This window comes from Pseudomonas sp. NFACC13-1, from assembly GCF_900104425.1.
Classification (GTDB): domain Bacteria; phylum Pseudomonadota; class Gammaproteobacteria; order Pseudomonadales; family Pseudomonadaceae; genus Aquipseudomonas; species Aquipseudomonas fluorescens_AA.
The window spans coordinates 89251-110752 of record NZ_FMXV01000014.1 but is presented as its reverse complement, the minus strand read 5'-3'; the positions used below and the strand labels follow the sequence as shown (position 1 = coordinate 110752).

18 protein-coding genes are annotated in these 21502 nt (G+C 63.3%); 17 read left to right on the top strand and 1 reads right to left on the bottom strand.

Annotation, left to right across the window (positions count from 1 at the left end; genetic code table 11):
- The first annotated feature begins 1 nt into the window (after position 1).
- The 17 genes from BLQ55_RS18165 to ureC all read left to right on the top strand — a co-directional run bounded on the left by BLQ55_RS18165 (position 2) and on the right by ureC (position 16302).
- Positions 2-292 (top strand): addiction module antidote protein, encoded by a 291-nt coding sequence (locus BLQ55_RS18165; protein WP_024617344.1) that lies wholly within the window; start codon positions 2-4, stop codon positions 290-292.
- A gap of 221 nt (positions 293-513) precedes the next feature.
- Positions 514-912 carry a DUF2946 domain-containing protein gene (locus BLQ55_RS18160; RefSeq protein WP_092255655.1) on the top strand — a complete coding sequence of 133 codons (399 nt, stop codon included), beginning with the start codon at positions 514-516 and terminating at the stop codon, positions 910-912.
- 46 nt (positions 913-958) lie between these two features.
- Positions 959-1438 (top strand): copper chaperone PCu(A)C, encoded by a 480-nt coding sequence (locus BLQ55_RS18155; RefSeq protein WP_092204804.1) that lies wholly within the window; start codon positions 959-961, stop codon positions 1436-1438.
- 57 nt (positions 1439-1495) lie between these two features.
- On the top strand, positions 1496-1885 hold the full coding sequence (locus tag BLQ55_RS18150; RefSeq protein ID WP_092255652.1) for a DUF2946 domain-containing protein: 390 nt from the start codon (positions 1496-1498) through the stop codon (positions 1883-1885).
- A gap of 82 nt (positions 1886-1967) precedes the next feature.
- Positions 1968-4094 carry a TonB-dependent copper receptor gene (locus BLQ55_RS18145; protein ID WP_092255649.1) on the top strand — a complete coding sequence of 709 codons (2127 nt, stop codon included), beginning with the start codon at positions 1968-1970 and terminating at the stop codon, positions 4092-4094.
- Between the two features lie 191 nt (positions 4095-4285).
- Positions 4286-5665 (top strand): PepSY-associated TM helix domain-containing protein, encoded by a 1380-nt coding sequence (locus BLQ55_RS18140; RefSeq protein ID WP_092255646.1) that lies wholly within the window; start codon positions 4286-4288, stop codon positions 5663-5665.
- A 380-nt stretch (positions 5666-6045) separates the two neighbouring features.
- Entirely contained in the window at positions 6046-7311 is a 1266-nt protein-coding gene (gene urtA, locus BLQ55_RS18135) for an urea ABC transporter substrate-binding protein (protein WP_025211599.1), read from the top strand.
- A 157-nt stretch (positions 7312-7468) separates the two neighbouring features.
- Positions 7469-8971 carry an urea ABC transporter permease subunit UrtB gene (urtB, locus tag BLQ55_RS18130; RefSeq protein WP_092255643.1) on the top strand — a complete coding sequence of 501 codons (1503 nt, stop codon included), beginning with the start codon at positions 7469-7471 and terminating at the stop codon, positions 8969-8971.
- A complete protein-coding gene (gene urtC, locus BLQ55_RS18125; protein WP_092255640.1) occupies positions 8971-10047 on the top strand; it encodes an urea ABC transporter permease subunit UrtC in 1077 nt (358 codons plus the stop codon). The genes urtB and urtC overlap by 1 nt, the downstream gene beginning before the upstream one ends.
- On the top strand, positions 10047-10907 hold the full coding sequence (gene urtD / locus BLQ55_RS18120) for an urea ABC transporter ATP-binding protein UrtD (RefSeq protein WP_092204811.1): 861 nt from the start codon (positions 10047-10049) through the stop codon (positions 10905-10907). The genes urtC and urtD overlap by 1 nt, the downstream gene beginning before the upstream one ends.
- Before the next feature lie 133 nt (positions 10908-11040).
- Positions 11041-11739 (top strand): urea ABC transporter ATP-binding subunit UrtE, encoded by a 699-nt coding sequence (urtE, locus tag BLQ55_RS18115; protein ID WP_092204813.1) that lies wholly within the window; start codon positions 11041-11043, stop codon positions 11737-11739.
- Positions 11740-11769: 30 nt separating this feature from the next.
- Positions 11770-12621 (top strand): urease accessory protein UreD, encoded by an 852-nt coding sequence (locus tag BLQ55_RS18110; RefSeq protein WP_092255637.1) that lies wholly within the window; start codon positions 11770-11772, stop codon positions 12619-12621.
- 150 nt (positions 12622-12771) lie between these two features.
- The gene (gene ureA, locus BLQ55_RS18105; protein WP_092255634.1) at positions 12772-13074 is read left to right on the top strand and encodes an urease subunit gamma; all 303 of its coding nucleotides are present in this window, start codon (positions 12772-12774) and stop codon (positions 13072-13074) included.
- A 9-nt stretch (positions 13075-13083) separates the two neighbouring features.
- Positions 13084-13617 carry a GNAT family N-acetyltransferase gene (locus BLQ55_RS18100; protein ID WP_092255631.1) on the top strand — a complete coding sequence of 178 codons (534 nt, stop codon included), beginning with the start codon at positions 13084-13086 and terminating at the stop codon, positions 13615-13617.
- A gap of 7 nt (positions 13618-13624) precedes the next feature.
- A complete protein-coding gene (locus BLQ55_RS18095) occupies positions 13625-14158 on the top strand; it encodes a GNAT family N-acetyltransferase (RefSeq protein WP_060739380.1) in 534 nt (177 codons plus the stop codon).
- Positions 14155-14460, top strand: a complete 306-nt coding sequence (locus BLQ55_RS18090; protein ID WP_014336352.1) for an urease subunit beta — start codon at positions 14155-14157, stop codon at positions 14458-14460. Before BLQ55_RS18095 ends, BLQ55_RS18090 begins: the two co-directional genes overlap by 4 nt.
- Positions 14461-14601: 141 nt before the next feature.
- Positions 14602-16302, top strand: a complete 1701-nt coding sequence (gene ureC / locus BLQ55_RS18085) for an urease subunit alpha (protein ID WP_060743085.1) — start codon at positions 14602-14604, stop codon at positions 16300-16302.
- A 171-nt stretch (positions 16303-16473) separates the two neighbouring features.
- Here the strand turns inward: ureC and BLQ55_RS18080 are convergent, their stop codons facing one another.
- A complete protein-coding gene (locus tag BLQ55_RS18080; protein WP_092255628.1) occupies positions 16474-21498 on the bottom strand; it encodes an NEL-type E3 ubiquitin ligase domain-containing protein in 5025 nt (1674 codons plus the stop codon).
- Positions 21499-21502 lie beyond the last annotated feature (4 nt).

Sequence of the window (21502 nt, the reverse complement as noted above, 5' to 3'; positions counted from 1 at the left end):
CATGACTGAAGAATTCACACGTTTCGATGCAGCCACCTACCTCAAGACGCCTGAGGAAATGGCCGCTTATCTGGATGCCTGTTTTGAAGAGGATGCGGGTGACGGCGTACTGGTTCGGGCAGCTCTTAACGATATTGCCAGGGCAAAGGGCATGACGCAGATTGCTCGTGATGCAGGCCTGGGACGAGAGAGTCTTTACAAAGCACTGGGAAGTACGGGCAATCCGGAGTTCACAACTATCATGAAAGTCATGAAAGCTTTGGGCTTGAGGTTACATGCGACGGCCATTTGACAGAGGTTCCCTTCCCTCCTGTATTGGAGTGATTGAATACCGATTGATCAAAAACACGCGACGAGGGAACTTGCTCCCTCGCCACAAAAGCACTCACTTGAAGATCTGTTGATACTGTTAACACCAGCCCTGCGACCCTATACCGCACACGCCTTTTTTACTTCTCAACCCCGATCAGGCTAAATACCGCCACCTGATCGCCCAACCGAGCGGATTGCCCCATGTCCCGACAACGGCTTGCATTTGCCTGGATCGCCTGCTTCGCAGTGCTGTTCAACATGCTTGCCATGCCGCTTTCCAACAGCGGTGGCGCGACTGCCAATTCGCCAGCCGAGCAACTGCTGTGGGGCAGTTTCTGCTCGTCCAGCGGCACGAAAATGGTCGCGATTTCCCTGGGCACGCTCGAGCAGGGCACGCCACAGAAAGACACTCACTCGACGATGCAGCATTGCTGGTGCTGCGCCGGCACCGCGTCGCTGGTGGCACTCACCGGCCATGCCCCGCAACTGTACCTGGACGCCCGGCTCGATCATCGCGGCATCGCCCAATCGAAACTCGATAACCCCACGCCCCGCCAGCAATGGCCAAGCCTCAATCCCCGCGCCTCGCCCCTGGTCTGATTCTTTCCGCACACACCTGCGCCCTGAATCGTTCCGGAGAATCGCCATGTTGAACAGACTTATCCTGCTGGCTGCCCTGCTGCTTCCCGTCGGCTTTGCCCAAGCTCACCAGTACAAGGCAGGCGATCTTGAAATCGCCCACCCGTGGTCTCAAGAGTTGCCGCCCAATGCGCCGACCGTGGCCGCGTATTTCGTCATCCACAACGGCGGCACCCGCGCCGACAAGCTGCTCAGCGTCGACTCACCCATCGCCGGCAAGGCCGAGCTCCATGAGCATGTGATGCAAAACGACCTGATGAAAATGCAACCGGTTTCCGACGTCGATATCGCCCCGGGGGCGACTGTCACCTTCGCGCCGATGGCGTATCACGTGATGCTGCTGGAGTTGAATGACCGCAGCCTGCTCAGCGACGGCAAGCGTTTCCCGATGACCCTGCATTTCGAAAAAGCCGGCGATGTCACGGTCGACGTCGCGGTGCAGAAAAAAGCGCCCGACGGCACCAAGACACACATGCACGCCCAGTAGACGTAGCCGCCCGTGCACGCCCTTCGCGCCAGGCCATCCATGCCCCGCCGTCAGCCCATGAGCCTGACACGCGGCAGTTGGATCAGCCTGTTCGCCATGCTGATGATCTTTATCGGTCCGCTGATTTCCCAGTCGATGCCGATGGGTCAGCGCATGTCTTCGTCCATGCCTGTGTCCATGAGCATGAACATGGAGATGGACATGACGGCGCACGAAGCGCCGGCAGCCGAACATTGCCCGCCCCGGAGCGAGCACCATGCGTTGTGGGAAAAGTGCGGTTATTGCAGCCTGCTGTTCAATTGCCCCGCGCTGCCTGGCGGCCACACCTTCGCCGTCTTCGACACCCCCCACACCAACACCTACACCAGCCCTTCCCCACGCCTGGGCCATGCCCGACCCGCGTTCTTCCCGGGAGCCCGCACCCGCGCACCGCCCCTCGACGCGTAAGCCGACACTTCACTCACCCGGTCGTACAAGACAGCCCCAGGCTGCCCGACCGTGTCGTCTACGTTTGTTCGATGGAATCATCATGTCCAGGTTTTCTGCTGGCATCGCGTTGGGCTCTGCCCAGGTTCGCTGCCCCCTGAACGAGCCACGGGTTCGTTTGCGCCAAACCATCGCCGCACTGTGCGGCCTGCTGCTCACGCCTCTCGCGCTGGCCGACGAGCACGAGCATCACGACCATCAGGTCGACGAACTGAGCCCGACGGTCATCACCGCCATCGCCCCCAGTTCGCCGCTGACCGTCGTCACCAACCCCAAGGACCCGCGCCAACCAGTGCCGGCCAGTGATGGCGGCGACTACCTCAAGACCATTCCGGGTTTTGCCCTGGTGCGCAACGGCGGCACCAATGGCGACCCGGTGCTGCGTGGCATGTTCGGCTCACGGCTGAACATCCTCACCAACGGCAGCATGCTGTTGGGTGCTTGCCCTGGCCGGATGGACGCGCCGACCTCCTATATCTCGCCGGAAACCTACGACAAGCTCACCGTCATCAAAGGCCCGCAAACCGTACTCTGGGGCCCCGGTGCCTCGGCCGGGACCGTGCTGTTCGAGCGCGAGCCGGAACAGTTCGGCGAGCTGGGCACCCGGGTCAACGCCAGTGTGCTGGCCGGCTCCAACGGCCGTTTCGACAAAGTGCTGGATGCCGCCGCCGGTGGCCCGCTGGGCTATGTACGGGTGATCGGCAACACCGCCCATTCGGACGACTACCGCGACGGCAATAACGACACCGTGCCGTCGCGCTATGACAAGTGGAATGGCGACGTCACCCTTGGCTGGACGCCGGACGCCGACACCTTGCTGGAATTGACGGCCGGCAAGGGCGACGGTGAAGCGCGCTACGCCGGACGCGGCATGGACGGCTCACAGTTCAAGCGCGAAAGCCTCGGGCTGCGTTTCGAGCGCTCGAACATCGGCCAGGTGCTGGACAAGGTCGAGGCCCAGGTCTACTACAACTACGCCGACCACGTGATGGACAACTACACCCTGCGCACACCGTCCGGCACCGGGATGATGGCCGGGCCCATGGCTTCCAACGTCGATCGCCGCACCCTCGGTGCCCGCATCAAGGCCACTTGGCGTTGGGCCGATGTGCAATTGATCAGCGGCCTGGACGCCCAGACCAACGAGCATCGCCAACGCAGCAGCATGGGCGTGGACACCTACAAGGACCTGCCGTACACCAAGGACGCCGACTTCCACAACTACGGGGTGTTCGGCGAATTGACCTGGTACGCCGCCGACCGTGACCGGGTGATCACCGGCGCCCGGCTCGACCGGGCCTCGGCCAAGGATTACCGTCAGAGCATCGGTTCCGGCATGTCGGCGCGCCCCAACCCCACCGCCGACGACACTCGCGCCGACACACTGCCCAGCGGTTTCGTCCGCTACGAGCACGACCTGAAGGACAGCCCCGCCACCCTCTACGCAGGCGTCGGTCACGCGCAACGCTTCCCGGATTACTGGGAGCTGTTCTCGCCGGACGCCGGCCCCGGCGGGTCGCTGAATGCCTTCGATTCGATCAAGCCGGAGAAAACCACCCAGCTCGACTTCGGCCTGCAGTACAAGACCGAAACCCTTGAAGCCTGGGCGTCGGGTTATGTCGGCCAGGTACGCGACTACATCCTCTTCGACTACACCCCCGGCATGATGGGCAGCACCTCCCGGGCCGAGAACATCGATGCGCGGATCATGGGCGGTGAATTGGGTGCGGCCTACAAGCTGAGCGAGCGCTGGAAAGCCGACGCCACCCTGGCCTACGCCTGGGGCAAGAACAGCAGCGACGGCAGCGCCCTGGCGCAAATGCCGCCGCTGGACGCACGCCTGGGCCTGACCTACAGCGAAGACCGCTGGAGTGCCGGCGCCCTGTGGCGGCTGGTGGCGGCGCAACACCGTGTCGATGAAAACAAGGGCAACGTGGTGGGCAAGGACTACGGCAAAAGCTCGGGCTTCGGCGTGTTATCGCTCAACGGCGCCTATCGCATCAATCAACACTGGAAGGTCAGCAGCGGTGTCGACAACCTGTTCGGCAAAGCCTACGCCGAACACTTGAACCTGGCCGGCAACGCCGGGTTCGGCTACCCGGCGAGCGACCCACAGGCCATCAACGAACCGGGGCGCACGCTCTGGACCAAGGTGGACATGAGTTTCTAACCGGCACCGGAGATCTGTCAGCCAGGACATAAACTGTGGGAGCGAGCTTGCTCGCGATGGCGAAGGCCCATTCAACATCGATGCAAGCTGAACCATTGCTATCGCGAGCAAGCTCGCTCCCACAGGGTTCGATTCCACCTTGACTGACGGCACACCATAACAACCCAATTTGCCCTGCGGAGCGCTTTGCAATGAGCCAACCGAAACCGAATTTCTACAACCTGGCCTGGCGCTGGCATTTTTATGCCGGGCTGTTCGTGGCGCCATTCATGGTGATGCTGGCCCTGACCGGCATCATCTACCTGTTCAAGCCACAACTCGATCCACTGATGTACGGCAGCCTGTTGAACGTGCCGGCCGGGCATCACACCCTGGCGGCGGACGACTTGCTCAATAAGGTCCGCCAGGCCTACCCCGAAGGCCTGGTCAAACAGTACCTGCCACCGGTCAATGCCGAGCGCAGCGCACAGTTCGTGGTGATCGACCAGGGCCGGGAACTGAATGTGTTCATCGACCCTTACCACGGCGACGTTCTCGGCGAACAGGATGCGAAGAGCAACCTGCAAGCCATGGCCCGGGCAATCCACGGCGAGTTGCTGATCGGCACTGTCGGTGACCGATTGGTGGAAATGGCCGCTGGCTGGGGCGTGGTGCTGGTGGTCTCCGGCCTGTACCTGTGGTGGCCGCGCGGGCAATCGTCGGCCGGTGTGCTGTGGCCGCGCTGGAGCGCCCGCGGGCGATTGTTCTGGCGTGACCTGCATGTCGTCGTCGGTTTCTGGGGCGCGGCATTCCTGCTGGTGATGCTGCTCAGCGGCATGACCTGGACCGGCTTCTGGGGCAAGCAATACGCCAACCTCTGGAACCGCTTCCCGGCGGCGATGTGGAATGACGTGCCCAAGTCCGACGTCGAGGCCGGCAGCCTCAACAACGCCCACCGCCAGACCGTGCCCTGGGCCGTGGAAAATACGCCGATGCCGATGTCCGGCGACCATGCCGAGCACATGGGTCACGGTGGCATGCACGAAGGCCCCGCCGCCCCGACCGTCAGCCTGCAAGCGGTGCAGGATATCGCCACCGAACGCCAGGTCACGCCCGGCTACAGCATCACGTTGCCCACCACGGCCAGCGGCGTGTTCACCGTCGCCGTGTTCGCCGATGACCCGCGCAACGATGCCACCTTGCATGTGGACCAGTACACCGGCAAGGTCCTGGCCGATGTGCGCTGGGAGCACTACAGCATCGTGGCCCGCGCCACCGAAACCGGGGTGATGCTGCACGAAGGCAAGATGTTCGGCCCGGTGAATCAGATCCTCGTGCTGCTGGTTTGCCTGATGATCCTGCTCAGCGCCGTGAGTGGCCTGGTGATCTGGTGGAAGCGCCGGCCCCAGGGCAAGTTCGGCGTGCCGCCGCTGCGTCACGACTTGCCGACGTGGAAGACCGGGGTGTTCATCATGCTGGCCCTGGCGCTGGTGTTCCCGTTGGTGGGGGCTTCGCTGGTGGTGGTGTGGCTGTTGGACCGGCTGCTGATCCGCTTGAATCGCGAGCCTGCAGTGGCCTCATCTTCAAGCTGAGACAGTGCACTAACGGAAGGCGGCGCGAACGCTCTACTATCGCGCCCGCCATCTAAACGCAGACCCCGGCCCCCTGTGGGAGCGAGCTTGCTCGCGATGGCGTCAACCCATCCAGCATTGATGTGGCAGACAAACAGCTATCGCGAGCAAGCTCGCTCCCACAGTTGATCGTTGACGACCGTGACATCGTGCCCCAATGCGGCGCACCCCATCGCACCAGCGCCGAATCGCGATCACTCATGGTGCACCACCCTTCCTCCCCTCCTCGCGACTTCCCTGTTTCCGGGCTTTTTTCCAACCGGGCACACCCCTTGCAAAAGCGCCTTCAGCGTTTGCATCTGCCCTCGAAAAAAAACTCATAAGTCCATGGAGATCGCACAATGAAGCGTCGTAGCTTGATCAAGGCTTTTACACTCTCGGCAAGCATTGCCGCGATGGGCATGGCCTGGACCGTCCAGGCCGCCGAGACCATCAAGGTCGGCATCCTGCATTCGTTGTCCGGCACCATGGCGATCTCCGAGACGTCCCTCAAGGACATGGCGCTGATGACCATCGACGAGATCAACGCCAAGGGTGGCGTGAACGGCAAGAAGCTTGAAGCGGTGGTCGTGGACCCGGCGTCGAACTGGCCGCTGTTCGCCGAAAAGGGCCGTCAGCTGCTGACCCAGGACAAGGTCGCCGTGGTGTTCGGCTGCTGGACATCGGTGTCGCGTAAATCCGTGTTGCCGGTGTTCGAAGAACTCAACGGCCTGCTGTTCTACCCGGTGCAATACGAAGGCGAAGAGATGTCGCCGAACGTGTTCTACACCGGCGCGGCGCCGAACCAACAGGCAATTCCGGCGGTGGAATACCTGATGAGCGAAGAAGGCGGCAGTGCCAAGCGCTACTTCCTGCTGGGCACCGACTACGTCTACCCGCGCACCACCAACAAGATCCTGCGTTCGTTCCTGCACTCCAAAGGGGTGGCGGACAAGGACATCGAAGAGGTCTACACCCCGTTCGGCCACAGCGATTACCAGACCATCGTGGCCAACATCAAGAAGTTCTCGGCCGGTGGCAAGACCGCGGTCATCTCCACGGTCAATGGCGACTCCAACGTGCCGTTCTATAAAGAACTGGCCAACCAGGGCCTGAAGGCCACCGACGTACCGGTCGTGGCGTTCTCGGTGGGCGAAGAGGAACTGCGCGGCATCGACACCAAGCCGCTGGTGGGCAACCTGGCGGCGTGGAACTACTTCGAATCCGTGGATAACCCGGCGAACAAGAAATTCGTCGATTCCTGGAAAGCCTACGCCAAGGCCAAGAACCTGCCAGGTGCCGACAAAGCGGTGACCAACGACCCGATGGAAGCCACCTACGTCGGCATCCACATGTGGGCGCAAGCGGTGGAGAAAGCCAAGTCCACCGACGTCGACAAAGTCCGCGAAGCCCTGGCCGGCCAGACCTTCGCCGCACCGTCGGGCTACACCCTGACCATGGACAAGACCAACCACCACCTGCACAAGCCGGTGATGATCGGCGAGATCCAGGCCGACGGTCAGTTCAACGTGGTCTGGCAGACCGAAGGCCCGATCCGCGCGCAACCGTGGAGCCCGTTCATCGCCGGCAACGACAAGAAGCCTGACTATGCGGTGAAGAGCAACTGAGCCCATGGGTGTCGGCCCAATCCCCGGGCCGACACACAACCCCTGTGGGAGCGAGCTTGCTCGCGATAGCGATGGATCAGCCAGAAGAACAGTGACTGGCACACCGCTATCGCGAGCAAGCTCGCTCCCACAAAAAGCACTGTGCAAGGCCTAGCATATGCCCACCGCCCTTTACCGCCTCATTCTCGCCCTGGTGCTGCTGTTGCCACTGGAGGCCCACGCCGGCGACGCCGAAGACTTCGTCGCCGCCAACCCGACCCAGCAGGCCAGACTCCTGGAAACCTGGGCCGCGCAGCCGGAGCCTGAGCGTGTCGAACTGATCAACGCCCTGCAACAAGGCCAGTTGATCGTCGACGGCCAGCCAAAAACCCTGCGCCTGAACAACCGCTTGCGCGGGCTGATCGAAACCGCCCTGGCCAGCCATCAACTGCTCGCCGTCGATACCCGCGTACGCCTGGCCGCCGCGCAGCAACTGCAAAAAAGTGCCCGCCCGGCGCAACTGGCGTTTCTCGACCGGCAATTGGCCGGTGAGCAAGACGAAAACGTACACGCCGCCCTGAGCCTGGCCCTGGCGAACCTGCAACTGGTGGACACCAACCCGAGCGTGCGCCTGGCCGCCGTCCGTCTGTTGGGGGAAACCGGCGATCCACTGGCCCGCACCCGCCTGGAAGGCCTGCTCGAACCCGGCGTCGAAACCGATGCCGCCGTGCGCACCGCCGCTGAAACCAGCCTGGGCCAGGTCAAGCGTAAACTCCTGGTGGGCGAGTTGCTGGGCCAGGCTTTCAGCGGCATGTCCCTGGGCTCGATCCTGCTGCTCGCCGCCCTCGGCCTGGCGATTACCTTCGGCCTGTTGGGGGTGATCAACATGGCCCACGGCGAGATGCTCATGCTGGGCGCCTATTCCACTTATGTGGTGCAGTTGCTGTTCCAGCGCTTCGCCCCGAACGCCATCGAGTTCTATCCGCTGATCGCCCTGCCGGTGGCATTTTTCATCACCGCGGCCATCGGCATGGCCCTGGAGCGTACGGTGATTCGCCACCTCTACGGACGGCCGCTGGAAACCCTGCTCGCCACCTGGGGTATCAGCCTGATGCTGATCCAACTGGTGCGCCTGGTGTTCGGTGCGCAGAACGTCGAAGTCGCCAACCCGGCCTGGCTCTCGGGCGGGATCCAGGTGTTGCCGAACCTGGTGCTGCCGTACAACCGCATCGTGATCATCGCCTTCGCCTTGTTCGTGGTGGTGCTGACCTGGTTGCTGCTGAACAAGACGCGCCTGGGCCTGAACGTGCGCGCGGTGACCCAGAACCGCAACATGGCCGCCTGCTGCGGCGTGCCCACCGGGCGGGTCGACATGCTCGCCTTCGGCCTCGGCTCGGGCATCGCCGGGCTCGGTGGCGTGGCCCTGAGCCAGATCGGCAACGTCGGCCCGGACCTGGGCCAGAGCTACATCATCGACTCGTTCCTGGTGGTGGTGCTCGGTGGTGTCGGTCAGTTGGCCGGCAGTGTGTTCGCCGCGTTCGGCCTGGGCATCGCCAACAAGATCCTCGAACCGCAGATCGGCGCCGTGCTCGGCAAGATCCTGATCCTCGCGCTGATCATTCTGTTCATCCAGAAGCGTCCGCAAGGCCTCTTCGCGCTCAAAGGACGGGTAATCGACTGATGAACCAGCCCCTGATGCTCACGGCCACGCAAAAGGCCGGTCCCAAAGTCACCCTCGCCGTCGGCGCGCTGATCCTGGCCGTGCTGCTGAGCCTGCCATTGCTGTCGCTGCTGGCGGCGGACAATCCGCTGCACGTCTCGGCCTACACCCTGACCCTGGTGGGCAAGATTCTCTGCTACGCCATCGTCGCCCTGGCACTGGACCTGGTCTGGGGCTACGCCGGCTTGCTCTCCCTGGGCCACGGCCTGTTCTTCGCCCTGGGCGGCTACGCCATGGGCATGTACTTGATGCGCCAGGCCGCCGGGGATGGCTTGCCGGCGTTCATGACCTTCCTGTCGTGGACCGAGTTGCCTTGGTACTGGGCCGGCACCGACAGTTTCCTCTGGGCGATGTGCCTGGTGGTACTGGCGCCGGGGTTGCTGGCCCTGGTGTTCGGCTTCTTCGCCTTCCGCTCGCGGATCAAGGGCGTGTATTTCTCGATCATGACCCAGGCCCTGACCTTCGCCGGGATGCTCCTGTTTTTCCGCAACGAAACCGGGTTTGGCGGCAACAACGGCTTCACCAATTTCCGCTCGATCCTGGGCTTCGGCATCACCGAGCCCGGCACCCGGGCGGTGCTGTTTTTCGCCACGGTGTCGCTGCTGGTGGCGAGCCTGTTCATCGGTTGGCGCCTGGCCCGCAGCAAGTTCGGCCGGGTACTGACCGCCCTGCGGGACGCGGAAAACCGCCTGATGTTCTGCGGCTACGATCCCCGTGGTTTCAAGCTGTTCGTCTGGGTGTTGAGCGCGGTGTTGTGCGGCCTGGCCGGGGCGTTGTACGTGCCGCAGGTGGGCATCATCAACCCCAGCGAAATGTCGCCGACCAACTCCATCGAGGCCGCCGTGTGGGTCGCCCTTGGCGGGCGCGGCACGTTGATCGGGCCGTTGCTGGGCGCCGGAGTCGTGAATGGCATGAAGAGCTGGTTCACCGTGGCGTTTCCTGAATATTGGCTGTTCTTCCTCGGCGCCCTGTTCATCGTCGTGACCCTGTATCTGCCCAAGGGTGTGATCGGGTTGCTGAAGAAAAGGAGCGAATGATGCGAATCACACCTACGGCGGACTTCATGCTCGAACCCATCCTGGAGCCCAACAAGGACCAAGGCAGCAGCCGCGACGCCATCGGCCTCGGCCAGGCAGCCGGCGTGGGCCTGAACACCCGCCACGGCACCATCCTGACCCTGGAAGACATCAGCGTCAGCTTCGATGGCTTCAAGGCCTTGAACGATTTGAACCTGTACATCGGCGTCGGCGAGTTGCGCTGCATCATCGGCCCCAACGGCGCCGGCAAGACCACCCTGATGGACGTGATCACCGGCAAGACCCGCCCCAGCCACGGCAAGGCCTGGTTCGGCGAGACCCTGGACCTGACGAGCATGAGCGAAGTACAGATCGCCCAGGCCGGCATCGGGCGCAAGTTCCAGAAGCCCACGGTGTTCGAAGCCCTGAGCGTGTTCGAGAACCTGGAACTGGCGCTCAAGACCGACAAATCGGTGTGGGCCAGCCTGCGGGCACGACTCACCGGCGAGCAGCACGACCGTATCGACGAAGTGCTCGAGACCATCCGCCTTGCCACGTCGGTCAACCGCGCCGCCGGGTTGCTGTCCCACGGGCAGAAGCAGTTCCTGGAGATCGGCATGCTGCTGGTGCAAGACCCGCAATTGCTGTTGCTCGACGAACCGGTGGCGGGCATGACCGACGCCGAGACCGAGTTCACCGCCGAGCTGTTCAAGTCCCTGGCGGGCAAGCATTCGCTGATGGTGGTGGAACACGACATGGGCTTCGTCGGCGCGATCGCCGACCACGTCACCGTGCTGCACCAGGGCAGCGTGCTGGCCGAAGGCTCGCTGGAACAGGTGCAGGACAATGAGCGGGTGATCGAGGTGTATCTCGGTCGCTAGAGTGGCAAATGCTGTTCCCTGTGGGAGCGAGCTTGCTCGCGATGGAGGCGACACATTCAGCGCCTAAGCAAGCTGACCCACCGCTATCGCGAGCAAGCTCGCTCCCACAGGGAACTTGAGGAGAATCTGGAACATGCTGCAAGTCGACAAGCTGCACCAGTACTACGGCGGTAGCCACATCCTGCGCGGCCTGTCGTTCGACGCCAAGGTCGGCGAGGTGACGTGCCTGCTGGGGCGCAACGGCGTGGGCAAGACCACCCTGCTCAAATGCCTGATGGGCCTGTTGCCGGCCAAGGAAGGCGCGGTGAGTTGGGAAGGCAAGGCCATCACCGCGTTCAAGCCGCACCAACGGGTGCATGCCGGCATTGCCTACGTGCCCCAGGGCCGGGAAATTTTCGGACGGCTGACGGTGGAAGAAAACCTGCTGATGGGCCTGTCGCGCTTTCCCGGCGCCGAAGCCAAGGAAGTGCCGGCATTCATCTACGAATTGTTCCCGGTGCTGCTGCAGATGAAACAACGCCGTGGCGGTGACCTGTCCGGCGGCCAGCAACAGCAGCTCGCCATTGGCCGGGCCCTGGCCAGTCGCCCGCGCCTGCTGATTCTCGACGAGCCTACCGAAGGCATCCAGCCCTCGGTGATCAAGGAGATCGGCATGGTGATCAAGAAGCTGGCGGCCCGGGGCGACATGGCGATTTTGCTGGTGGAGCAGTTCTACGACTTCGCCGCCGAGCTGGCCGATCAGTACCTGGTGATGTCCCGGGGCGAGATCGTGCAGCAGGGGCGCGGAGAAAATATGGAAGCCGAGGGTGTGCGTGGACTGGTTACGATCTAGTCTGTAGCGTCCTGACGATAATCAGAAATCATGAATCTACCTGTCTGTTCATTGGCGCCTTCGGCCCTGTTCACCCCCAGCTGGCACGCCGAGCTGGAATTGGGCTACGCCCGCTTCGGCGAGTGCACACGCCCGGTACAGCGCCGCCACAAAGGTCCGCTGCGGGTGCAGAAGCACTTGTACGCCGAAGGTCCCGAGGTGTGCCAGCACATCATCGTCCACCCGCCCGGTGGGATTGCCGGCGGTGACCGGCTGGATATCTCGGCCCATGTCGGCCCTGGCGCCTGGGCGCAACTGACCAGCCCCGGCGCGGCCAAGTGGTACCGCGCTGCCGGCCCGGCGTACCAACAGTTGAGCCTGAGCGTGGCCCCCGGCGCGACCCTGGAATGGCTGCCCCAGGAAACCATCGTCTTCAGCGCGGCCCAGGCCGAACTCGGCACGAGTATCGACCTGCAGGGCGACGCAGGCCTGCTCTACTGGGACATGGTCGCCCTCGGCCGACCGGCCAGCGGCGAGCGGTTCGACCTGGGGCACTTTCAATCGCGACTGGACATCCGCCGCGACGGCCAGTTGCTGTGGCATGAGCGCCAGCGCATTGTGGGCGGTGATGGGCTGCTGGACTCGCCCATCGGGCTGGGCGGCGATCCGGTGTTCGCCACGTTGCTGGTGACCGGCGAGATCGACAGCGAGTTGCTGGAACACTGCCGATCCCTGGGCCATGCCGTGCGCGGCGACCTGACCCAATTGCCCGGCCTGGTCGTGGCCCGCTGCCTGGCGAGCGAGGCATTGCTGGCGCGGGGGTGGTTGATTGAATTGTGGCGCTTGCTCAGGCCTGCATTGCTTGGAAGAGAGGCCGTACCACCGAGAATCTGGAGCACCTGAATTGGCTTTCCTGTGGGAGCGAGCTTGCTCGCGATGGCGGTGTACCAGCCAACGGTGATGTTGAATGTTCGATAGCTATCGCGAGCAAGCTCGCTCCCACAGTGGAATGGGTTTACAGCGAATTTTTTTATCTGCCCTTATGGATTGCACATGGACCTGACCCCACGCGAAAAAGACAAGCTGCTGATCTTCACCGCCGGCCTCGTCGCCGAACGACGGTTGGCCCGGGGCCTGAAGCTCAACTACCCGGAGGCCATGGCCTACATTTCCGCCGCGCTGCTGGAAGGCGCCCGTGACGGCCAGACCGTCGCCGAGCTGATGTACTACGGCACCACGCTGTTGAGCCGCGAGCAGGTGATGGAAGGCATCCCGGAAATGATCCCGGAGATCCAGGTCGAAGCGACGTTTCCCGACGGCACCAAACTGGTCACCGTCCACCAACCCATCGCCTGAGGCCACGCCATGACTGCCCATGTTCGAGACGCCCATGCCACAGACCTGCCGGCGATCCGCGAGATCTACAACGACGCCGTCCTCCACACCACGGCGATCTGGAACGAACAAGCCGTGGACCTGGGCAATCGCCAGGCCTGGTTCAGCGCCCGGCAGACCCAGGGCTATCCGGTACTGGTGGCCGTCGACGCCGAAGACAACGTGCTGGGCTACGCTTCGTTCGGCGACTGGCGGCCGTTCGACGGTTTCCGCCACACCGTGGAGCATTCGGTGTATGTGCGCAGCGATCAACGCGGCAATGGCCTTGGCCCGCTGTTGATGGCCGCGCTGATCGAACGTGCCAGGGCCTGCGATAAACACGTCATGGTCGCGGCCATCGAAAGTGGCAACGTGGCCTCGATTCGCCTGCACGAGCGGGCCGGTTTCGTGATCACCGGGCAGATGCCCGAGGTGGGGACCAAGTTCGGCCGCTGGCTGGACCTGACCTTCATGCAGTTGAACCTCAACCCCGGGGCGCTACCGCCTGCCATCAACAAGGAGTGAAAAGCCAATGAACGCCGCCCAGTTGCGTCGGGTCCACGCCGAGAGCTTTGCGCATTATCGCCAGGGCCTGATCGATCTGTTGCTCGACGCCGTCGGCTACGGAGCCAGCGTGGGGTTCATGGCCGATCTCGATGCCGTCCAGGCCCGCGCCTATTTCGACGAGGTCCAGGCCAGCCTCAATCAGGGCCACCTGCTGCTGTGGGTGGTGGTCAAGGATGAACAGGTACAGGCCAGCGTCCAGCTCGCCCTGTGCCAGAAGCCCAACGGCCTCAACCGCGCCGAAGTGCAGAAGCTGCTGGTCCGCGGTGAGGCTCGCCGCCGCGGGCTGGGCCAGCAATTGATGAGCGCCCTGGAACTTGGCGCCCGCCAGCACAAACGTGGCCTGTTGTACCTCGACACCGAGGCCGGTTCCGAGGCCGAGGCGTTCTACCGCGCCATGGGCTACACCCGCGTCGGTGAACTGCCCGACTACTGCCAGAGCCCGGACGGGACCTACACCCCGACCGCCATTTACTACAAGATTTTGGGGCAACCGCAATGATTCCAGGGCAATACCAGGTCCAGCCCGGCGACATCGAACTCAACGTCGGTCGCCGCACGCTCACGCTGAACGTCGCCAACAGCGGCGACCGACCGATCCAGGTCGGCTCGCACTATCACTTTTTCGAGACCAACGACGCCTTGACCTTCGACCGCGCCGCCAGCCGTGGCATGCGCCTGAACATCCCGGCCGGCACCGCGGTGCGTTTCGAACCGGGCCAGAGCCGCGAGGTGGAGCTGGTGGACCTGGCCGGGCATCGCCGGGTGTTCGGGTTTGCCGGGCGGGTCATGGGCGACCTGTAAGTCATAGGGTGCCTGCACTGGCCTCATCGCGAGCAAGCTCGCTCCCACAGGGAAACGCGATCAAATGTGGGAGCGAGCTTGCTCGCGATGAGTGAGCGCAGCGAACGGTTTCAACATTCAATTGAATTCCAAGGCAAGCACATGAAAATTTCGAGACAAGCCTACGCCGACATGTTCGGCCCCACCGTCGGCGACAAGGTCCGCCTGGCCGACACCGAGTTGTGGATCGAAGTGGAAAAAGACTTCACCACCTACGGCGAAGAAGTGAAATTCGGCGGCGGCAAGGTGATTCGCGACGGCATGGGCCAGAGCCAACTGTTGGCCGCCGAGGTCGTCGACACCTTGATCACCAACGCGCTGATCATCGACCACTGGGGCATCGTCAAGGCCGATGTCGGCCTCAAGGACGGGCGCATCGCCGCCATCGGCAAGGCCGGCAACCCGGACATCCAGCCCGACGTGACCATCGCCATCGGCGCCAGCACCGAAGTGATCGCCGGCGAAGGCATGATCCTCACCGCCGGCGGGATCGACACCCACATCCACTTCATCTGCCCCCAGCAGATCGAAGAAGCGCTGATGAGCGGCGTCACCACCATGATCGGCGGTGGCACGGGCCCGGCCACCGGGACCAACGCCACCACGTGCACCTCCGGGCCGTGGCACCTGGCGCGCATGCTCCAGGCCGCCGATGCCTTCCCGATGAACATCGGCTTCACCGGCAAGGGCAACGCCAGCCTGCCGGAACCGTTGATCGAGCAGGTCAAGGCCGGTGCCATCGGCCTGAAGCTGCACGAAGACTGGGGCACCACGCCCGCGGCCATCGACAATTGCCTGAGCGTGGCCGACCAGTACGATGTGCAGGTGGCGATCCACACCGACACCCTCAACGAGTCGGGCTTCGTGGAAACCACCCTTGCCGCGTTCAAGGGCCGCACCATCCACACCTACCACACCGAAGGTGCCGGTGGCGGGCATGCGCCGGACATCATCAAGGCCTGCGGTTTCCCCAACGTATTGCCCAGTTCCACCAACCCGACCCGGCCGTTCACCCGCAATACCATCGACGAGCACCTGGACATGTTGATGGTCTGCCATCACCTGGACCCGAGCATTGCCGAAGACGTGGCCTTCGCCGAAAGCCGCATCCGCCGCGAGACCATCGCCGCCGAAGACATTCTCCACGACCTCGGCGCCTTCTCGATGATCAGCTCCGACAGCCAGGCCATGGGCCGCGTCGGCGAAGTCATCACGCGCACCTGGCAGACCGCCGACAAGATGAAAAAGCAACGCGGCGCCCTGCCCGGCGACGGCGAAGGCAACGACAATTTCCGCATCAAGCGCTACATCGCCAAGTACACCATCAACCCGGCGATCACCCATGGCATCAGCCATGAAGTGGGCTCCATCGAAGTGGGCAAGTGGGCCGACCTGGTGCTGTGGCGCCCGGCGTTCTTCGGCGTCAAGCCGACGCTGATCCTCAAGGGTGGAGCGATTGCCGCCAGCCTGATGGGTGACGCCAACGCCTCGATCCCGACACCACAGCCGGTGCACTACCGACCGATGTTCGCCAGCTACGGCGGCTCACGGCATGCCACCAGCCTGACCTTCATCAGCCAGGCCGCCGCCGAGGCCGGGTTGCCGGAACAACTGGGGCTGAAGAAAAGAATCGCCGTGGTCAAAGGCTGCCGCGACGTGCAGAAGACCGACCTGATCCACAACGACTACCTGCCGAGCATCGACGTCGATCCGCAGACTTACCAGGTCAAGGCCGACGGCGTGTTGCTGTGGTGCGAACCGGCTGAAGTGCTGCCGATGGCGCAGCGTTATTTCCTGTTTTGAACCGGCGCAGTTCCTGTGGCGAGGGCGCTGCCAAAGGCTGCGATCTTTTGATCTTTCGCTTGGGACTCAAGCGTTTTTGGAAAGATCGCAGCCTCGCTGCGCTCGACAGCTCCTACGGTCCAGCGAGAGCACGCGTACTCGCCACGGTTTTCATTGCCTGAAAGGATCAGCCTACAGGTCGGTACTGCCTGGCAACTGCTCCAGCTCGGTTCGCGTCAACGACTGGACCAGCTCCGCTTCCTTGATCTTGTGTTGCAGGCCCAACGCCTCGGACTGGCTGATGTAGTCGGCTTCCTCCAGGGTCCCGGCCGCCTTCGCTTCATCCAGCTCGATCTGGTTGGCGATAAGGGTGTCGTTCAGCGCCTGGAAGGAGGCCCCATGGGCCTGCTTCAAATAATCGATCCAGAAATCCCGGCCCACCAGCGACTGAAACTGCTGGGGGGAATCGTCCAGCGCCAGCACCTCATTGGCAGCGGCATCGAGCATTCCAGGGGTGACATCTCCCAGCCTGAGAAAAACCCCGCCCGCGGGCTGGCCCGGTAGCCCCAATCGATCCTTGAGCCCCACACGGTAAGCCAGGCGGACCTCGACTTCTTCTATCAGCGCCAGGTTTTCGCGCTTTTCATCGTTGGTCAGGTCGGTGCGGGCATTGATCGCATCACGGCGCCGCTGGATATCCTTCAGGGCAATACGCTCTACCTCATCGAGGCGAAACAGCCCCTTGGCCAACTGGACCAGCGTTGCCGCCTCATCCTTTCCAACCGCCAAGGCCCTGGCGTTGTAGATCATCAAGCGGATTTCCAGGTAGCTGAAGGACAAGGCTGCGCGATCTTCACAGGCCGGTCGGCCGGCCAGGTCGAACAGCTCATGACGCAAGTCGGTGGCGTTGCCCATCGCCCCGAGCATCTGCCAGACGCGGGCCTGGAGGTCCGGATAATCTTCCAGCCCCTGGTAGGAGTTAGCCAACCGATGCAGCAATTCAAAAAACTCTCCCGAGTGCTGCTCGTCCGCCAGGCTTTGCCACAAGGCTCTTTTGTCCGCCAGTTGGCCCGCAGGCAGGTCGCGCAGCCATTGCTGCATGTTCGACGGCCCGACCGGCGCTGAAAACCCAAACGCCTCGGGCAAACGCAGGACGGCCCATTCGGGACGCGTCTGCAAGACCGTCGCCCAATGATCACGCATGCGCTGTTGGACCCCCTCGCTCAACGGGTTGCCCTGCAACAACGTCACGCGATTCAGACGTGCCGTGGCATGGGCACGCTCGGCGGGCGGGTCGAGCAGGTGATCCGGTACCTGGGTCAAGCCGTTGTCGCGCAAGTCGATCAGCTCCAGCGGTTGGTCGCGCAGGCCGGTGGGCCAGGCAGTGATCCCGGTGTTCTTCAGGTGCAATCGTTCCAGGTCAGGTAACCTGCTGAAGTCCGGCAGGCGCTCCAGCAAGTTATTATCCAGGTCGAGGTTTTTCAGCCGGCCAAGGCTTTGCAGGATTTCAACGCTACGACGTGTCAGGCCGATCTGGTTATTCGCCAGCCGAAGCGTCTCCAGATTTCGCATCCCCTCCAGGGTTCCGGGAATATCCATCAGCCTGTTCCTGGACATTTCCAAGCGCTTGAGGGAGGAGAACGCGCTGAGGAAGCTCTCGCAGTAGTCCAGCGTCAAGCCCATGTCAGACATCATGAGCACACCCACATGGCTGAAGTCGGCCGTCAGCTCCGGCAATGCGCCGATGTTCAATCCGCTCAAATCAAGCTCATACCCGAGCCTGCGACCATCGGCCCCTGCAACGACCCGGGTCTGACGCCGCCAGCAGCGCTCGATGTGTTCGGCCGCGATCTCTCTGACCCCCGTCGGTACTTGCCGACGGTGATTACCCTCGTAACGCCATCCAAAGGTAGCGACCCAGCGGTCCAGATCCCGGCGTAGCATTTTCAACTCGACTTTACGTCGCTTGAGTTCCCTCACCGCGCCATTGCCCAGCGATCGCAACAGCGCCTCGGTCTGCTCCGCCGTGTAGCCCGGGTACAACTCCTGCACCCGGCTCTCCGGCGACCGGCCCAGGCGCAACCAATCCCGCAGTCCACCCAAGGGGTAGCCGACTTTGCCCGAAGCCAGGCGCATCGGTGATTGGAAGGCGGGCTTGAGCGCGGGCATCTTCAAGCGGCTCGCCAGCACATCCCGGTCCACTGGCGAAGCGCCGATGGCCTCTCTCAACCGGTCGCCGTGATGGATCGAGGGCCGAGCCATGGCCCGGCGTTCGGCATCCGGCAGGGCATGCTGCAAGGCATCGAAGACACTGCCCCAATGGCTCAACTCATTGCCGCTGTCGTCAAAGGCCTGGTAGACATCATCGTCCTTGACCACGACCTTGGTCTGCGGCGCATTCTGCGGCCCGATGCTGTCGATCAAGGCGCCGGACACATCGGCCTCGCGCAATTCGATGCGCACCGTGTCGCTCCAGCCAGGCAAGGTTTCCAGGGTCGCCAACACCAATCGAGGCGTGTCCGCCGTGGCCAAGGCGTCCTGATACAGGCCCTCGTAGGCTCGGTTCAAACGCACCACGCGCTGATAATGGCGCAACTCTTCGGCGATGCGCAGCGGGATGGGTTTGGTCTGGCTGGCCTCATCGAAATCCCAGGCGGCCATTTGCTGCAACTCTTCGCTACCGGCCAGGGTGATGATCTGTTCGATCGCCTTTGCCGGAACCGAGGGGAAACGGGACTTGATCAGCGTGACATGGGGGTCACCTCTCGTCTCACCCATGGCGTAGTAATCGTTGAGCAACTGCACCTTTTCATTTACCGCCGCTTCGGCGAGTGCCTGGCGCAGGTGCCGGACGCGAGCATCCATGTTGGTTTTCGCAATCGGCGGGCTCGCCGTGGCCAACAGGTCGGCGCCTGCGGCATCCACCGCTGCGATCAGGTTTTTCAACAGCGAAGATGTGCGGACCTTGGCCTCGGTAAGGCTGGCTTCACGGAACGGGGTCTCGCCTTCCGAGGGCCGGACGTATTCCCAGCGCGTCCGCCCGGCGCCGTCGACGACCTTCAGCTTCAGCCCTCTTGGCCACGGGCCGTATTGGCTCAGCAGGTGCAACATCGGCTCGGCCAAGTCATGGCCCAGCGGTTCCTCGCTTTGCAGTTGCCCGATGAACGTGTCGAGTTGTCGGCAGAGGTCGAAGCGATCCAGGGTGTCGGCCAGCAACGCCGGCACCGGCTCGCCCTCGACATGCACCCGTCGCAGCACGTCCTGCGGGGTCGCGCTGGCGAGGCGGATCCGCTCCAGTTCAGCATCGCTGAAGTCCTTGACGCCGTGGCCCAGGCGCCTCATCAGCGTCGGGCCTTCCCAGCTGCGCGGTTGTTCCAGTTCATGGTGCCAGGCACCGTTGCCGTTGCCCGTCAGTTCGGGCTGGTAGGCCTGCGGACGGGAAGGATGACGAATGCGATAGCGAAGAGTCTGCGGGTCCTGTTGCACTTCATAATATCGGTCACCCAGCGGCAGAACCTGCCGGTCGCCGACCCGATACAGGCCCTGGGTATCCGGACTCGACGCCGGGGGAGGCGCCAGCTCACTTTGATAAACGCTCAGGTCGGGACGCCACAGGCGCGATTCGCCGTTGGCCAATTGCACCGGCTCCAGCTGATCCACCGCGCCCGACCATCGAATGTGCGGCAGCACCGCCGCACCGGTGGCGACGAAGGCCGTGTTGAGGGCCACGCTGGAAAAATGCGCCCACATTTCCCGGGTCTCGCCACGTTCGAACGCTTCGATGCCCTCGAAGGCCTCGTTGAACATCTGCACCGCCCCGACCGTCAACATCAGCGGCCCCAATCCTGGCACGACGAACGCCGCCAGGTTGAACACGTCGACCACCGCGTCCAGGTAACTGTCCAGGCGCGCCAGGCGGGCTTTCTGGTCTTCATCACCGGTAGGCACCGCCACCGCGCGGGCGTCAGCCTGGATCTTCTCGATCTGCCGCAGGCGTAGCGAGCCCCACAGGTCGCCGGTAATCGGCGCCGTGGCCATGGGCAGGTTGCGCAACGACGATTTGAGTGGGTAATCGGCCTGGTCATCGGCCGTCGGGGAGGTTTGATAGAAGTGCTTGAACTGGCGGAAAAACACCCCTTGCTGACGCAGCGGCACGAAACGGCTGAAGAAGCGGCGGTAGGTGCTACCGTGCAGGCGTCGCCGCAGTTCGACCATGAAGTCGGCGCTGGAGGCATAGGCTTTCAGGGGATGCTCGGGATCACCCGGAAGGTAGGCCACGACCGGCACCACCCGGCGACTGCTTTCGAGGTCGGGGCCGATCAACAGCGGGCCGACCAGGTCGATGTCGAACACTTTCAGGGAAGTGAAAGTCACGGCCTGGCCATCGAGGGTGACGTCGCTGGCACCGTCGATCACCCGCTGCAACATCGCGTAGACCGCCGGGCTGATGTCGGCCTTGGCCCGGGCGATCTCGATGTTCAGCGCCAGGCCCTGCCGGTGATGCTCCTCCAGTGAATGATCCAGCGGGTTGTATGTCTTGCTGTCGTCGAGCCGCAGGACAGCGTTGATGTGTTCCTGATACTGGCGCCCCAGGTCCAGGGTGCGACACAACTGGGCGAAGGCTTCTGGGGCAATCGGCAACGCACCTGCGCGAACGGCGTCGACGGAAGGCACCACTGCGCCGCCCTGGAACGGACGCACCGTGGTAATGAGGCTGCAATCGGCACAGGCGGGCTTGCGCGCTTCCTCTGGCGCGAAATTGGCCAGCGCCGCCTCCAGCAATGACGTGCCACGATATTCGTAGCGATCGAAGTGGCCGCCCTCGCTGTCCAGGACCAGCGCCCCAAAAAAATCATCGCGGGTCCTGCGCCCGTACTGGCGGACGAAATACACCTCGTTGACGTTCAGCGTGAGGTTGAACTCATCCAGGAGCGCCTGCTCAAGCAAGGGTTCGGCAAAGGCGCGGATGTCCTGGATATTGCCCAGCCGGTTGTCGACCTGGTTCAGGCGCTCGCGGTAGCGGGAATGACTGTCCTTGAGGCTGTTCCAGAGGTCGGGGGAGGCTTTCGCGTACCAGTCCGGAAGCGTCAGTTCATGGTCGCTCAGTTCCTGCTGGCGTTGCACGATGGCCCCGCTGTACCAGCCGGGAATGCGGGCTTTGAGCAGGTCGAAATGCTCGCCTTGGGGAGTGGCGAGACGGGGGGTGAAGCCTGGCATATCG

Coding starts and splice junctions, on each gene's coding strand:
- BLQ55_RS18165 (WP_024617344.1), top strand. CDS start 2: ATGACTGAAGAATTCACACGTTTCGATGCAGCCACCTACCTCAAGACG.
- BLQ55_RS18160 (WP_092255655.1), top strand. CDS start 514: ATGTCCCGACAACGGCTTGCATTTGCCTGGATCGCCTGCTTCGCAGTG.
- BLQ55_RS18155 (WP_092204804.1), top strand. CDS start 959: ATGTTGAACAGACTTATCCTGCTGGCTGCCCTGCTGCTTCCCGTCGGC.
- BLQ55_RS18150 (WP_092255652.1), top strand. CDS start 1,496: ATGAGCCTGACACGCGGCAGTTGGATCAGCCTGTTCGCCATGCTGATG.
- BLQ55_RS18145 (WP_092255649.1), top strand. CDS start 1,968: ATGTCCAGGTTTTCTGCTGGCATCGCGTTGGGCTCTGCCCAGGTTCGC.
- BLQ55_RS18140 (WP_092255646.1), top strand. CDS start 4,286: ATGAGCCAACCGAAACCGAATTTCTACAACCTGGCCTGGCGCTGGCAT.
- urtA (WP_025211599.1), top strand. CDS start 6,046: ATGAAGCGTCGTAGCTTGATCAAGGCTTTTACACTCTCGGCAAGCATT.
- urtB (WP_092255643.1), top strand. CDS start 7,469: ATGCCCACCGCCCTTTACCGCCTCATTCTCGCCCTGGTGCTGCTGTTG.
- urtC (WP_092255640.1), top strand. CDS start 8,971: ATGAACCAGCCCCTGATGCTCACGGCCACGCAAAAGGCCGGTCCCAAA.
- urtD (WP_092204811.1), top strand. CDS start 10,047: ATGCGAATCACACCTACGGCGGACTTCATGCTCGAACCCATCCTGGAG.
- urtE (WP_092204813.1), top strand. CDS start 11,041: ATGCTGCAAGTCGACAAGCTGCACCAGTACTACGGCGGTAGCCACATC.
- BLQ55_RS18110 (WP_092255637.1), top strand. CDS start 11,770: ATGAATCTACCTGTCTGTTCATTGGCGCCTTCGGCCCTGTTCACCCCC.
- ureA (WP_092255634.1), top strand. CDS start 12,772: ATGGACCTGACCCCACGCGAAAAAGACAAGCTGCTGATCTTCACCGCC.
- BLQ55_RS18100 (WP_092255631.1), top strand. CDS start 13,084: ATGACTGCCCATGTTCGAGACGCCCATGCCACAGACCTGCCGGCGATC.
- BLQ55_RS18095 (WP_060739380.1), top strand. CDS start 13,625: ATGAACGCCGCCCAGTTGCGTCGGGTCCACGCCGAGAGCTTTGCGCAT.
- BLQ55_RS18090 (WP_014336352.1), top strand. CDS start 14,155: ATGATTCCAGGGCAATACCAGGTCCAGCCCGGCGACATCGAACTCAAC.
- ureC (WP_060743085.1), top strand. CDS start 14,602: ATGAAAATTTCGAGACAAGCCTACGCCGACATGTTCGGCCCCACCGTC.
- BLQ55_RS18080 (WP_092255628.1), bottom strand. CDS start 21,498: ATGCCAGGCTTCACCCCCCGTCTCGCCACTCCCCAAGGCGAGCATTTC.